Consider the following 13333-nt stretch of genomic DNA (forward strand, 5'->3'; position numbering starts at 1 on the left):
AGCGACTAGAGGTTCAAGAGGTTTCTCGTATGTCCCTGACGATCGGAGAGCTGTCGCGCCAAGCCCAGGTGAAAATCCCGACCATCCGTTATTACGAGCAGATCGGCCTTCTGGCCGCGCCGGCCCGGACGGAGGGCCAGCAGCGGCGTTATGGCGCGGGCGATGTCCGCCGGCTCAACTTCATCCGCCATGCCCGCGAACTCGGGTTCGAGGTCGAGGCCATCCGACAGCTTCTGGATCTCACGGGCACACCCGACCGCGCCTGCGGGGACGTGCATGAGATCACCAAGGTCCATCTCGAGGAGGTGAAGGACAAGATCGCCCGGCTCACCGCCCTGCGCGACGAGCTCGAGGCCATGGTCGCCTGCGACTACCGGAAGATCGCCGAGTGCCGCATCATCGAGGTGCTTGCCGACCATGGACAATGCCGACACGATCGGCATTGAGGCGTCGAACGCAAAAGCGGGGTCCGATCCTCACCGCCAGCCCAGGGCCGGGGCGACGTGCTTCAGGATGGCCTCGATGACATGGGCATTGTAGTCGACGCCGAGCTGGTTCGGCACGGTCAGAAGCAGCGTATCGGCCTCGGCGATCGCCTCGTCCGCCTTGAGTTCCTCGATGAGCCTATCCGGTTCCGCCGCATAGGAGCGGCCGAAGATCGCCCGCATGTTGTCGATGAAGCCGATCTGGTCGCCGTCCTTGCCGTGCCCGAAATAGGCCCGGTCGCGGTCGTTCACGAGCGCGAAGATCGACCGTGAGACCGAGACGCGAGGCTCGCGGGCATGCCCCGCCTCCTTCCACGCTTCCCGGTAGAGGCGGATCTGCTTGGCCTGCTGGACGTGGAAGGGTTCGCCCGTCTCGTCCTCCTTCAGGGTCGAGCTCTGGAGGTTCATGCCCCGCTGGGCGGCCCAGATGGCCGTTGCGTTGGAGGCGGATCCCCACCAGATGCGCTCGCGCAAGCCTTCCGAATGCGGCTCGAGGCGCAGCAGGCCGGGTGGGTTGGGAAACATCGGGCGCGGGTTCGGCTCGGCGAAGCCCTCGCCCTTGAGGACGTTCAGAAGCACTTCCGTATGATGGCGGGCCATGTCGGCGTCGCTTTGGCCTTCGTCGGGCGTATAGCCGAAGTAGCGCCAACCATCGATCACCTGTTCGGGCGAGCCGCGGCTGATGCCGAGCTGGAGACGCCCGCCGCCGATTAGGTCGGCCGCGCCCGCATCCTCGGCCATGTAGAGCGGATTCTCGTAGCGCATGTCGATGACGGCGGTGCCGATCTCGATCCGGCTCGTTCTCGCGCCGACCGCCGCCAGCAGCGGGAAGGGCGAGGCGAGCTGGCGCGCGAAATGATGGACGCGGAAATAGGCTCCGTCCGCGCCCAGCTCCTCGGCCGCGACGGCGAGGTCGATGGATTGGAGGAGGACATCACGGGCCGAGCGCGTCTGCGATTGCGGCGAGGGTGACCAGTGCCCGAACGAGAGAAAGCCGATCTTCTTCATGAGGCGGTCCTATGCAAATACCGTGAGCCGGTTCGACACGCGAAGGCAGATGGCCGTTCGTGTCCAGGCTCTCCTATGAGACTTGCCTTGACGGATCAATATTGACGCAGGGGCACTCTTCAAGGTGGAGCATCGGCCGGAATAGCAGAGGCCATGTCCGCGATTGAGCCGCAATTGCCAAGTAACCTATGTTAAATTGATATTGGTCAAGGCGTCGGTGTTCGAATGGACCGAGCGTAAGGTCCTGAGTCACGTATCAGAACTCTGCGAGAAGGCCATGACGATGACAAACGACATCGGGCCTGCGCTCAAGAGTAAGAGCAATGGTCAGGAACGGCCCATATCGCTCTCGTCCATGGTTCCGGCGGGATTGGGTCGCACGCTTCCACCCGGCTACATTCATCTGGGCGTCGTCAAGGAAATCGCGCCGACCCTGCGCGAATTCGGCATCGATCCCGCTCCGATCATCCGTGAGGCGGGCCTTGATCCGAGTCTTTTCGACGACGGAGCCAACATCATTCCCCATGCGGCTCTGGGACGGCTCCTCACCTTGAGCGTCGCCCGCACGCATTGTCCGCATTTCGGGTTGCTGGCCGGCCGGCACGCCACGATCCTGTCTTTGGGGTTGATTGGCCGCCTGATGCAGCATTCCGAAACCGTAAAAGATGCCGTGCGGGCACTCGTGTCGAATCTGAGCATCCAGAACCGGGGTGCCGTGCCCTCGTTCACGATCAGCGACGGCATGGCCCTGCTCACCTTCTCGATTTACCAGCCCGAGGTTGAGAGCGCGGATCAGATCTCGGACGGATCTCTCGCGGTGGCGGTCAATGCCCTGCGCACCCTGTGCGGATCGGACTGGAACCCGACCGAGGTGCTGTTGCCCCGCGCCGCCCCCGCGGACCAGGAGCCGTACCGGCGCCATTTCCGGGCGCCTGTCCGGTTCAACCAGGAGAGCGCTACCCTCGTTTTCCCGGCGCGTGATCTGGATCGCCGGATCGACGGCGCCGATCCGATGGTGCGGGAGGTTCTGGAGGAGCGGATCCGGCAGATGAAGATCGCTCAGGGCTGCGAGTTTTCGGACGACATCCGGCGGCTGCTGCGGACGCGGCTGACGCGCACCCGCTGTTCGGCCGAGGATATTGCCGAGACGCTGGCCATGCATCGCCGGACCCTGAGCCGCCGCCTGAAGGACAGCGGCATGGGCTATCGGGCGATCGCCAACGAGATCCGATTCGAGATTGCCCGGCAATTGCTGCAGGACACAGAGGTGCCGCTGGGGCAGATCGCGGCGGCGCTGGGCTATTCGGAAGCCAGCGCCTTCACCCGGGCTTTCCGGCGCTGGTCGGGCCGGACGCCCAAGGCCTGGAGGGCCGACGGCCGCTCCGGCTGCCTCGCCCCGGCAGCCCAAAGCGCCAGCGGATTGTCCCCACGGGTCAAGCACGGAGCGGCCGGAAGCCTACAATGATCCTTGTAGGCTCTTGAACCTGGAGATGGCATCGTGGGCCAAGTGGCCGGTATGTCGTGAACGCCTCTGGACAGATCTTCTGCCGGTGTCCGTAATCAGCCCTGATCGGAGTGGACCGTGAGCGCAAGATTTTCCCGAACCTTGATTGCCGCTCTGTGGGGGCTGATGGTCCTGATCCTGGTTCAGGCCGGCCTTGGCCCGGCCCGGGCTCAAGCCGATGCGGCTCCACCCGCGCCGCCGCAGGTTCAGGAGCTTCTGCGGCTGCTGGAGGATCCCGCGACGCGGGCCTGGATCGACCGGCAGGCACGGCCGGTGCCGTCCCCGGCGGCGGAGACGCAGCAACCGCAGGACATGAACTCCGAATTGATGGCGAGGCGTGTCGAGGCGCTGCGGGCGCATCTTGCCTCCCTGGCGGCGGAAGTGCCCCGTTTGCCGCAAGAGACCCGGCAGGCGGCCGATCTGCTGTCGCGGGAACTCCAGAGCCGGTCCTTCGTCGATGTCGTTCTCCTCGTGCTCGGCTTCCTGGGTCTCGGAGCCGGAGCCGAATGGATTTTCCGAAGGATCACGGCAGCCGCAGGCGAGCGGATCGTCTCCCATCCCGTGCGGACGCCCAACGACCGGCTGCGGTCGGTCGGCTGGCGCCTGGGATTCGGCCTGGCCCATGTGGCGATCTTCGGCCTGGGGAGCATCGGCGCGTTCCTTGTCTTCGACTGGCCGCCCCTGCTCAGGCGAATCGTGCTCGCCTACCTTCTCGCCGCGCTCCTGTTGCGGGTTGCCCTGCTGGTGAGCCGGGTGCTCCTCTCACCCCGGGCGGTGGGTCCTCACGATCCCGAGGTCCTCCGGGTCGTTCCCATGACCGACGAGGCGGCCCGGTTCTGGCACCGCCGCATCGTGCTGTTCATCGGGTGGTTCGCATTCGGTTGGGCCACTGTGGAAACCGTGACCACTCTCGGGTTCTCGCCAGACGGCCGCAGGGTGGTCGCCTATGCTTTGGGAATCGGCCTTCTGGTCCTGGCGGTCGAGGCCGTCTGGCGATGGCCGTCTCCTATCGCGGTCGCGCCGGATGCATCGGAGCGTCCGCCGCGGCATCACACGATCGGGACGTGGCTGCTGTCGCTCTATCTCGTCCTGCTGTGGGGCTTGTGGGTCGCGGGCCTGATGGGGCTGTTCTGGCTGCTGGTGGTAGCCGTCGTGCTGGCCCAGGCGGTGAAGGTCACCAGAGACTCCGCCCGCCATCTGCTGCGGCCCCTGGAAGCTTCGGAGACCGCCTACAGCCACGAGCTCTGGGCCGTCTTTCTCGACCGGGGCATACGGGCCCTTCTGATCGTCGGGGCGGCCCTGTTCCTCGCATGGGTCTGGGGGACCGACCTGGGCGAAATGACGAGCCGCGACACCGTCGTCACCCGTCTCGTCCGGGGCGTGCTCAGCAGCATCGTGATCCTGCTGGTGGCCGACCTCCTGTGGCAGGTCGTAAAGACGCAGATCGACCGCAAGCTGGCGCGCCTGCAGAACGGGGCGTCTCCCGGCAGCGAGGAGGCCTTGCGCCAGGCGCGGGTCCGGACGCTGCTGCCGATGCTCCGCATGGCCGCGTTCATCGTTCTGGCCACCGTCGCCGTGCTCATGGCGCTCTCGTCCCTGGGGGTGGAGATAGGCCCGCTCATCGCAGGCGCGGGCATCTTCGGCGTGGCCGTGGGGTTCGGGTCGCAGACCCTCGTGAAGGACATCATCAGCGGCATCTTCTACCTGCTCGACGACGCCTTCCGGGTCGGCGAGTACATCCAGAGCGGCTCCTACAAGGGCACCGTGGAGAAGCTGGGTTTCCGCTCCGTCAAGCTTCGGCATCATCGCGGCCCCATCTTCACGGTCCCTTACGGCCAGCTCGGAGCGGTGGAGAACATGAGCCGCGACTGGGTCATCGACAAGATGACCATCAGCGTCACCTACGATACCGACCTCGACAAGGCGAAGAAGATCATCAAGCAAGTGGGCAAGGAGCTTGCTGCGGATCCGGAATGCGCTCCCAACATCATCGAGCCTCTGAAAATGCAGGGCGTGGAACAGTTCGGCGACTTCGCCATCCAGCTGCGCATGAAGATGATGACCCGTCCGGGCGAGCAGTTCGTGATCCGGCGCAAGGCCTACGGGATGCTGAAGAAGGCCTTCGACGAGAATGGGATCGAGTTCGCATTCCCGACCGTCCAAGTGGCGGGCCGCGGGGATGTCGAGCCGGCGGCCGCCCGGCAGATGCTCACGCTCGTCAAGGGCAAGCCGGAAGAGGGCGGTTAGTGCAATCGTGCGGCCCCGGAAGGCAGCCTGCGCATGGTCCCAAGTGTCAAGAGGAAGTCACAAGCGGTCAAGCAGGCGGATGCCGGAGCGGCCATGATGCCTCTGCTTGGCGGCACGACCGCCGGATAGGCGGAGGGGACCATGGAGATGTCATCCACCCGCAGGACAGACGAGATGCCGCCGGGCCATGGCTCCGGCCCCCTGACCGACGATCTGCGGCGGGTGCTTCGAACCGAGCTGCTCCGGGACACTTGCTCCGCGGCGGCCGTCGCCCGCCTGTTCTCGATGCATCGTCGCACCATGAGCCGTCACCTGCGCACGGAGGGCCTTGCCTTCCGCCAAGTGGCCAATGAGGTGCGCTTCGAGATCGCATGCGAGCTGCTGGAGAATACCGAAATGGCGGTAAACCAGATCGCCGCAGTCCTGAGATACTCGGAACTGAGCGCTTTCACCCGCGCTTTCCGGCGCTGGTCCGGGCAGACGCCGTCAGCCTGGCGCGCCCGTCATTCCCGTGCCCGAGCCTCCGTGAAGCCCCGCATCCAGCGCCTCAAGACGGCCGAATGAACATGCGGATCCCTAAAGCATCGGACGTGAGCTCGTGTTCAAGTTCGATGCTTTAAAGAAATGCGTCTCTCGGGCGAGGGCGATTCTCAGTCGTCCCACCAATCCCTCGGGCCTTCCTTGCAGCGATAGCCGACGAAGCAGGCCGGTGTGTCGCGGCTTGGGACGTAAGCCTGCTGGGCATACTCGCCGATCGCGCAGAAGGATCCGTCGCGCACGAACCTGTCATAGGTTTGTCCGCCGGTTCCCAGGACGATGGCCCCTCGGGCAAACACCATTTGCTGGTTTGCGCCGCAGGGCATGGCCAGCGTCGACGGGCGCGTCTGGGCCTGCGCGCCCGTCAGAAAGGCGGATGACATCAACACGATTACGGCTCGCTTCATGGGCGGCCTCCTGCCTCGTTGCGGTTGCATGGCGGATTGACTCTGGACCGTTCCCGACCAGGAAGTCCCGCTGCATCCATGCTCTACCGGCCGTTGTCGATCTCGATGGAACGGCAAACTCCTCCGATGGGGCACTGGACCGCATCGGCCGTTCTCACCCAGGCCGGCTGGACCGTTTCCTGGAGTGCGCAGAAACTCGAATCTCTGACATAGCGGTCGTAGGTCGTTGGTCCAGTGCGGAGAACGACCGCACCCCGCGAGGCGACGATCCCCCTGGCCGCGGCACAGGTCATGGTCAAGGTCGTGGCTCCCGTCTGGGCCATCGCGCCGGTCGCGAAGCCGGTCATGATAAGAGACACGAGGACGGACTTCATCGCTTCCCTGCACTTTTCGGAGCAGGATAGCGCAGCCGGATGCCGCCGCTTGATGGAACGGGACAGCCCCTTGACAGTTTCGGCCACAGCATCGGACCCCCTAAGGGATTCCCCTATCGGGTCCGATGCTTGTTCTTTCATGCTGCGGGAGATGTCTGGTCAGATCCGTCTGCCGAGCACCATGTAGGCCGCGGCGGTCCAGGAGAAGGTATCGCCGCCCAAGCCTTCGCCTGTCGTCGGATCGAAATACTCGCAGAACCCGGCGCTCTCGATGGCCTGGACGACGGTTTGCTCGATTCGGCGCGCAAGAGCCTCCGACCCGTTCAGGCGCAAGCCATCGCAGATGAGCCAGTTGATCACCGCCCAGACCGGGCCGCGCCAATAGCGCTTCGGTTCGAAGGTAGGCGAGAAGGACGGCGTCGAGGGAACGCCGACGAACATGCCGGAAAGCCAGCGCTCGACCTCCGCCACGATGGCTGTCCGCTGAGCATCGTCGAGCGTCAACGCCACGAGAGGAATGAAGCCCGCCTGGGTGGGCGTTTCGATGTCCCGTCGCGAGATCAGGTCGAGATTGACGAAGCGGGAGAGGTCGGGGCGCCAGCGGTCGGCAAGACCCGCGCGCAGCCTCTCGTGCATGCGCGAGAGCTCGTCCTTCTCCTCGTCGGTTCCCAATGTTTCGGCCAAGCGCATGAGGTCGGCGGTCGCACGCGCCAGTATGGCCGTCATCTGCACGTCGGCTATCTTGAAGGGGGCCGCCTCCCATTGCCGCGTCGGGTCCCAGCCGCAATCCCGGTAGGTGTCGACGAGATGGATGAAGCGCTGGTAATCCTCGTCGCGCGGACGCATGGACGCATCCACATGGCCCGTATCCTTGCGGCGGATCGCGGTCGTGGTGGTGGTCGGCACGCGGGCGAGCGCCTCGTCCCAGGCCGGCGAGTTGTCGCTTCCGCTCTCCCAGGGGTGAAGGATCGACACAAGGCCGAGCCCTTCAGGATCGCGCGCATTCAGCCACCAGCGATGCGAGCGCAGGGCCGCCTTGAACAGAACCTTCGTCCGCTCCGTCGCGCCCGCCGTGCCGGCTGCGAGAGCCGCCTCGTGAACGTGGCGAAGCGCCATGCCGAAGACCGCCGGCTGGGTGATGCCCGAGGTCGGAACACGATGCCGCGTGCCCCATACGTCCGGGCCGGGAAAATAGGTGTCGCTCGGGGCGTGGAACACGATGTGCGGGATCATGCCGTCGTCCCATTGGCCTTCGATCAGCCGCTCCAGCTCGCGATAGGCGCGGTCCACGTCGAACACCGCGAAGCCCATCGCCACGAAGGCGGAATCCCAGTTCCACTGGAACGGGTAGAGCCGGTCGGTTGGCACCGTGTAACCGCCGCGATCGTTGCGCGCGAGAATGGCGCGCGCGGCGTCTTCCTTCGGAAGCATGGTCATCTCAAAATCCTTCAATTCGAAAGTTCAGGCCCGGGCGAGGGCGCGTCCGGTGGTGCCGTCGATCCAGGTCATCCGCGCGGGATCCACGGTCAGTCCCACGCGCTCGCCGGCATTCACCTTCGCCGTCGGCGGCGCGACGATGCGGGCGAGCTGGCCGTCGATGGCGCCCGTAAGAAGCAGGTGCGAGCCCATGGGCTCCACCACGCGCACGTCGAAGGGAATGCCCGAGCCGTTGGGTCCAAGACTCGCATCTTCGCCGCGCAACCCGAGTTCCAGGTTCTGCCCTGTCGGGCAGGGGAGAGTTGCATCGCCGATCCGCGCGATGCCGTGGCTGCATTGAACCTTGATGAAGTTCATGGGCGGGGAGCCGATGAAGCCGCCGACGAAGCGGGTGGCGGGCGTGGCGTAGATTTCGAGCGGCGCGCCGATCTGCTCGATCTTGCCGCCATACATGACGGCGATGCGGTCGGCGAGGCCCATGGCCTCGGTCTGGTCATGCGTCACGTAGATCGTCGTGGTTCCGGCTTCGCGCAGAACCGCCTTCAGCTCCGTGCGCATTTCCAGCCGCAGGAGCGCGTCGAGATTGGAAAGCGGTTCGTCCATGAGCAGCACGGCCGGTTCGACGGCGAGCGCGCGTGCCACCGCCACGCGCTGGCGCTGACCTCCCGAGAGTTTCGCCGGATATCGGTCGAGATAGCTCTCGATGTGGAGCAGGGCCGCCGCGCGTTCGACCTTGCGTTTCACCTCCGCCTGCGGGGTCTTCTGCATCCGCAGCCCGAAGGCGACGTTCTCGAACACGGTCATGTGCGGGAAGACGGCATAGTTCTGGAACACCATCGCCAGCCCGCGCTTGCGTGGCGCGAGGGTGCTTACATCCTGCCCTCCGATGACGACGCGGCCGGCGCTTTGCGTCTCGAGGCCGGCAATGATGCGCAAAAGCGTGGTCTTCCCACAGCCGGAGGGGCCCAGCAGGGCCACGAACTCGCCGTCGTTCACGGTGAGCGAGACTTCCTGCAGGGCACGGAAGGAGCCGAACTCCTTGACGACGCGATCGATGACGATGTCAGCCATGAGGTGATCCGTTACTTGCTGGCGATGCCCCACACCGCGAAGAGGTATCGTCTCACGGCGAAGATGAAGAGCACGGAGGGGATGATGAGAATGAAGCCGCCGGCGAAGCGGTAATGCAGCGGGCTCTCGGCCAGGATGCGGAGCAGATAGGCGGTGAGCGTGCGCTCGCGCACGGTGAGGATCGAGGCGGCGAACACCTCGTTCCAGGAGATCACGAAGGCGAAGATCGCGGTGGCGGCCAGGCCGGGCAGGGCGAGTGGCAGAACCACCTTCATGAAGGCCTGGAATCGCGTGCAGCCGAACACCCAGGCGGCCTCCTCGTATTCGCGCGGAATGCCCATGAACAGGCTCTGCGTGACGAGGGCCGCGAAGGGCAGGGCCAGCACGGTGTGAATGAGCGAGACGCCGAAGGGCGTATCGTAGAGACCGAGGCGGATGAACGACACGGTGAGCGGCAGCGCCAGGATGGCGAGCGGGAAGGCGCGGGTGAGGAGGACGAGCAGCCGGTATGCGTTCTGCCCGCGGAAGGTATAGCGCGCCAGCGCATAGCCGGCGGGAGCGCCGAGCGCGATGGAGAACACCACGGTCAGCCCGGCGGCGATGAGCGAGTTGACGAGGGCATTGAACACGCCCTCGATGGCGAGAAACTGGCTCATGGCCGCGAAGGACAGGTCCGACGGCCAGATCGATTTCGGCCAGCGGAACACGCCGAGCCTGCCGCCGAAGGCACCAAGCGCCACGAGATAGATCGGCACCAGCACCCAGGCGATCAGCACGGCGAGGCCTGTCCAGAGAAGCAGGCGCCGTGCCGAGGGAAGGGCCATGCCGCGGCTCGGTGCAGCGGGTTCGAGTTCTGAAGCGCTGGTCGTCATGGGAGCTGCTCCGGACGCGTCCTCAGCACGCGCAGGTAAAGAGCCGTTGCGGCGAGAGAGATCGCCATGATGAGCACCGCATAGGCGGCGGCGACGCCGTAATTCTGGTTGTCGTTCTGCCAGACATAGGCTTCGCCTGCGAGAACCGGGAAGTTGCGGCCGCCGAGCGCATAGACGACGGCGAAGACCTCGAAGGCGAGGACCGTGCGCAGGATCAGGGCCGATTGCAGGCTGGGCTTCAGAAGCGGCAGGGTAATCCGGGTGAAGCGCGTCCAGGGCTTGGCGCCGAAGATTTCGGCCGCTTCCGCAAATTCCTTCGGGATCAGCTGCAGTCCCGCGATCAGGATCACCAGCACGATGGCGGTGGCGCGCCAGAGCTCCGCGAGCACGATGGCGAAGAACAGGGCAACGGGCGTTTCCTGCGAGAGCCAACCGGTCGGTCCCTGGATGAGGCCGAGAGCGTAGAGCGCGGAGTTCAGGTAGCCCGTGTTCTGGAGCAGGGCGAGCCAGGCGAGGCCGGCTGCGAGGTCCGAGATTCCGAGCGGAATGGTGAGCACCCACAGGACCAGGTCGCGGCCTTTGTCGAGCTTCGTCACCATGGTGGCCATGCCGAGCGCCAGAACGACCTGGAGCGGCACGACCACGAGGGTGAGCAGGAACGTGTTCTTGATGGCGAGCGCGAAATTCAGGTCGCCGGCCATGCGCTGGTAGTTTTCGAGCGAGAAGCCTTCGCCGGCGGAAAACGACAGCCAGATCGTCTGCACGAGCGGCACGAGAAAGAGAGCTCCGAGAAAGACGACCGATGGCGCGATCAGCGCATAGGGAATCCAGGATGTGCGCGCAGGCATGAAGCCGCTCCACTCGCGAGGGGAGGGCCCGGCGGAAACGGAATCCGCCGGGCTTTACATGTCAGTGTTATTGGACCGAGCAGGCGCCTTGGCTCGGCTTGTCCGGAGCCCAGCAGGGGGCGCCGGTTTCCTTCATGAGCGTATCGAGAACCTTCGCCTGCGCCTCGAGCACGTCCTTGACCGGTTCGTTGCGCAGCACGATGCGCTGGAACGAGTCCATGTAGACCTTGTTGAACTCGCCGCCCTTGGCGCCGAGGCCCACGGGCAGGAGCGACACGAGCGCGTCCTTGGCGTTCTGCGTCGCGGCCACCGCGCCGGCGAGCGCCTTGATGCCGGGCGCGAGGTTCGCCGGCAGCTCCGCCTTCACGACCGGGAAGAAGCCGACTTCGGCGGCCGTCGCCAGCTGCGTCTCGGGCTTGGTCAGGTGCTCGATCACCGCCACGGCGCCCGCGCGGTTCGGCGCATCCTTCGGGATGGCGAGACCGGCGATCACCGGCATGTAGCCGCGTCCCTTCGGGCCGGCCGGCGCCGGGAAGGCGACGAACTGGTCGGGCTGCAGGGTGAGCGCTTCCTTCACGCGAGCGATGTGATCCCACGCGATCCACACCTCGCCCGAGAGCAGCGGCTCCTGCATGAAGTTGTAGTTGGTCGAATTGGGATTCGACACCGCCCACAGGTCCTTCAGCGCGTTCCATCCGGCTTCCGCATCGGGCGACTTGAAGGTCGTAACCACGCCGCCGGTGAAGGACGGGTAGAAATAACCCTGGAAGAACCGCGGCAGGAGGCCCGTCGGACCGGCCGGGAAGCCGAGGCGGCGCTGGCCGGTCTTGTCGACGATGTTCTTGCCCCATTGCTGGAGCTGCGCATAGGTGAGGGTGTTCACGTCCGCGCCGGCCGGCAGGTATTGCAGCGCCTGCTTGTTGGCGACCATCACGTAGGTGGCCTGCATCCACGGGATGTATTGCTGCTGGCCCGTGCCGAGCTTGCCGAGATCCATCAGGCTTGCGGGAATGCCGCGATCGGTCAGCTTCGCCGCGACATCGTCGACGGACTGGAGATCGGCCGGAACGTGCGGCTGCAATTCGCCGTGCAGCGCACCGACGACGCTCGCCGTGCGCTTGCCGGCCTGCGTCTCCGCTTTCATGCGGACGGCAAAGGCGGGCGGCTCATCGACCACGTAGGTGGTCTTGCCGGCGATGCCTTTCAGCAGAACCTCGCGGACCTTCGTCGCTTCCTCGATGGGACGAAGCTGCGTCGAGTAAAAAATCGTTTCCTGCGCCTGAGCGACCGTGAGCCCACCGAACAGGGCTGCCGCGGCGGCGATGGCGCGAAGCGATACCGGATGCTTCATTTCCTTCCTCCATCGGTCCCTTCTTGGTGCCGCTCGACCCGGGGCCGGAAGATCGAGGGCGTCAAACTCAGTTGGCCGGTCCGTGGGTGGCCCTCGGAACCTGCCGAACCGGCAGAACGGTTTGCAACTCGCGGGCGTCGCGTCCGCCGAGCCGTGCGATGAGCATCTCGGCCAATTGTCGGCCCACATCGGGAGCGGCGATTTCCATGCTCGACAGGGGCGGATCGGTGAAAGCCGCGGAGGGCAGATTGTCGTGGCCGATCACCGCGATATCGCGCCCGGCGGTGAAGCCGTGCTCCTTGAGCGCGCTCAGGGCGCCGATCGCCATGCTGTCGGTCGCGCACAGCAGGGCCGTGGGAGGCGCGCTCTGCCCGAGCAGCCATTGCGCGGCCTCGTAGCCGCCTTCCTCCGTCGGCTGCGCCGTGTATTCGAGCGCTTCCGGGGAGCCGATCTCGTCGAGCGCCGCAAGCCAGCCCTTGCGGCGCAAATGCGCGAAGGTGAGGTCCTGCGGCGCCGCGATATGGGCGATGCGTCGATGGCCCATGGATGCGAGCTTTTGGGCCGCTTCCCTGAAACCGGCCTCGCCGTCGCCGTCGATGAAGGCGTGCTCGTCCGATCTCGCAGTCCTGCCATGGGTCACGAAGGGGATGCCGCGTTCCTTCAGGAAGGCAACGCGCTCGTCCTCGAGCCTTGTGCGCACCACGATCACCGCATCGGCTCGGCGCCCGTCCAGGAGCCGCCGATAGGTATCCATCTCGCCCCCGCGTCCGGCGATGGGCAGCAGCATCAAGTCGAGGCCTTCCTCGGCCAATCGCTGCCCGCAGGCGGCCAGCATGTTCAGGAAGATGGGAGGGCCGAACCGGCCCGGCTCCGTCGGCAGGGTCACGGCTACCGCTTCGGCCTTGCGTCGCCGCAGGCTGCGGGCTGCCGGGTTGGGACGGTAGTTCATGGCCTGGGCTGCCGCCAGAACGCGCTCGCGCGTGGCCGGAGCCACGTCGGAATAGCCGTCGAGGGCCCGCGATACCGTGGTGATCGACAGACCGAGCGATTGCGCGAGAAGCTTCAGGTTCGACACGGAGGAATGCTCTCCTTACGTCTTCAATTCAATCTCCAAAACGTTTTGGGAAGTCAATATCCCGATCTCGGCCCTTAGTCTAAGGTCTTATGGGAGCCAAGCCGCCAGCGTACATTT

General features: G+C 65.6%; 13 protein-coding genes. 4 read left to right on the forward strand and 9 right to left on the reverse strand.

Annotated features, from left to right (window positions below):
- Positions 1 to 29 precede the first annotated feature (29 nt).
- Positions 30 to 446: a MerR family transcriptional regulator gene (locus tag H0S73_RS03930; RefSeq protein WP_181050930.1), complete on the forward strand. Its 417-nt coding sequence runs from the start codon at positions 30 to 32 to the stop codon at positions 444 to 446.
- Positions 447 to 476: 30 nt separating this feature from the next.
- Here H0S73_RS03930 and H0S73_RS03935 read toward each other — a convergent pair whose 3' ends face one another.
- Entirely contained in the window at positions 477 to 1493 is a 1017-nt protein-coding gene (locus tag H0S73_RS03935; protein ID WP_181050931.1) for an LLM class flavin-dependent oxidoreductase, read from the reverse strand.
- A gap of 277 nt (positions 1494 to 1770) precedes the next feature.
- Between H0S73_RS03935 and H0S73_RS03940 the strand changes: the two genes are divergently transcribed.
- From H0S73_RS03940 to H0S73_RS03950, 3 genes are all read left to right on the forward strand, one after another.
- Positions 1771 to 2958: an AraC family transcriptional regulator gene (locus tag H0S73_RS03940; RefSeq protein WP_246388717.1), complete on the forward strand. Its 1188-nt coding sequence runs from the start codon at positions 1771 to 1773 to the stop codon at positions 2956 to 2958.
- 117 nt (positions 2959 to 3075) lie between these two features.
- Entirely contained in the window at positions 3076 to 5244 is a 2169-nt protein-coding gene (locus H0S73_RS03945; RefSeq protein ID WP_181050932.1) for a mechanosensitive ion channel domain-containing protein, read from the forward strand.
- A 141-nt stretch (positions 5245 to 5385) separates the two neighbouring features.
- Positions 5386 to 5808, forward strand: a complete 423-nt coding sequence (locus H0S73_RS03950; RefSeq protein ID WP_181050933.1) for a helix-turn-helix domain-containing protein — start codon at positions 5386 to 5388, stop codon at positions 5806 to 5808.
- An 86-nt stretch (positions 5809 to 5894) separates the two neighbouring features.
- Here H0S73_RS03950 and H0S73_RS03955 read toward each other — a convergent pair whose 3' ends face one another.
- The 8 genes from H0S73_RS03955 to H0S73_RS03990 all read right to left on the reverse strand — a co-directional run bounded on the left by H0S73_RS03955 (position 5895) and on the right by H0S73_RS03990 (position 13216).
- A complete protein-coding gene (locus tag H0S73_RS03955) occupies positions 5895 to 6188 on the reverse strand; it encodes a hypothetical protein (RefSeq protein ID WP_181050934.1) in 294 nt (97 codons plus the stop codon).
- Between the two features lie 83 nt (positions 6189 to 6271).
- Positions 6272 to 6562 (reverse strand): hypothetical protein, encoded by a 291-nt coding sequence (locus H0S73_RS03960; RefSeq protein ID WP_181050935.1) that lies wholly within the window; start codon positions 6560 to 6562, stop codon positions 6272 to 6274.
- A gap of 159 nt (positions 6563 to 6721) precedes the next feature.
- The gene (locus H0S73_RS03965) at positions 6722 to 7999 is read right to left on the reverse strand and encodes an MGH1-like glycoside hydrolase domain-containing protein (protein ID WP_181050936.1); all 1278 of its coding nucleotides are present in this window, start codon (positions 7997 to 7999) and stop codon (positions 6722 to 6724) included.
- Between the two features lie 24 nt (positions 8000 to 8023).
- Complete coding sequence (locus tag H0S73_RS03970) at positions 8024 to 9070, reverse strand: ABC transporter ATP-binding protein (protein WP_181050937.1); 1047 nt, start codon at positions 9068 to 9070, stop codon at positions 8024 to 8026.
- Between the two features lie 11 nt (positions 9071 to 9081).
- Complete coding sequence (locus tag H0S73_RS03975) at positions 9082 to 9942, reverse strand: carbohydrate ABC transporter permease (protein ID WP_246388718.1); 861 nt, start codon at positions 9940 to 9942, stop codon at positions 9082 to 9084.
- On the reverse strand, positions 9939 to 10790 hold the full coding sequence (locus H0S73_RS03980; protein WP_181050938.1) for a carbohydrate ABC transporter permease: 852 nt from the start codon (positions 10788 to 10790) through the stop codon (positions 9939 to 9941). Before H0S73_RS03980 ends, H0S73_RS03975 begins: the two co-directional genes overlap by 4 nt.
- A 67-nt stretch (positions 10791 to 10857) precedes the next feature.
- Positions 10858 to 12141, reverse strand: coding sequence for an ABC transporter substrate-binding protein (locus H0S73_RS03985; RefSeq protein ID WP_181050939.1), 1284 nt, complete (start codon positions 12139 to 12141; stop codon positions 10858 to 10860).
- Between the two features lie 67 nt (positions 12142 to 12208).
- Positions 12209 to 13216 (reverse strand): substrate-binding domain-containing protein, encoded by a 1008-nt coding sequence (locus H0S73_RS03990; protein ID WP_181050940.1) that lies wholly within the window; start codon positions 13214 to 13216, stop codon positions 12209 to 12211.
- Positions 13217 to 13333: the final 117 nt, after the last annotated feature.

Origin of the sequence: Microvirga mediterraneensis (assembly GCF_013520865.1) — a bacterium.
Taxonomy (GTDB): domain Bacteria; phylum Pseudomonadota; class Alphaproteobacteria; order Rhizobiales; family Beijerinckiaceae; genus Microvirga; species Microvirga mediterraneensis.

Coding starts and splice junctions, on each gene's coding strand:
- H0S73_RS03930 (WP_181050930.1), top strand. CDS start 30: ATGTCCCTGACGATCGGAGAGCTGTCGCGCCAAGCCCAGGTGAAAATC.
- H0S73_RS03935 (WP_181050931.1), bottom strand. CDS start 1,493: ATGAAGAAGATCGGCTTTCTCTCGTTCGGGCACTGGTCACCCTCGCCG.
- H0S73_RS03940 (WP_246388717.1), top strand. CDS start 1,771: ATGACGATGACAAACGACATCGGGCCTGCGCTCAAGAGTAAGAGCAAT.
- H0S73_RS03950 (WP_181050933.1), top strand. CDS start 5,386: ATGGAGATGTCATCCACCCGCAGGACAGACGAGATGCCGCCGGGCCAT.
- H0S73_RS03955 (WP_181050934.1), bottom strand. CDS start 6,188: ATGAAGCGAGCCGTAATCGTGTTGATGTCATCCGCCTTTCTGACGGGC.
- H0S73_RS03960 (WP_181050935.1), bottom strand. CDS start 6,562: ATGAAGTCCGTCCTCGTGTCTCTTATCATGACCGGCTTCGCGACCGGC.
- H0S73_RS03965 (WP_181050936.1), bottom strand. CDS start 7,999: ATGACCATGCTTCCGAAGGAAGACGCCGCGCGCGCCATTCTCGCGCGC.
- H0S73_RS03970 (WP_181050937.1), bottom strand. CDS start 9,070: ATGGCTGACATCGTCATCGATCGCGTCGTCAAGGAGTTCGGCTCCTTC.
- H0S73_RS03975 (WP_246388718.1), bottom strand. CDS start 9,942: ATGACGACCAGCGCTTCAGAACTCGAACCCGCTGCACCGAGCCGCGGC.
- H0S73_RS03980 (WP_181050938.1), bottom strand. CDS start 10,790: ATGCCTGCGCGCACATCCTGGATTCCCTATGCGCTGATCGCGCCATCG.
- H0S73_RS03985 (WP_181050939.1), bottom strand. CDS start 12,141: ATGAAGCATCCGGTATCGCTTCGCGCCATCGCCGCCGCGGCAGCCCTG.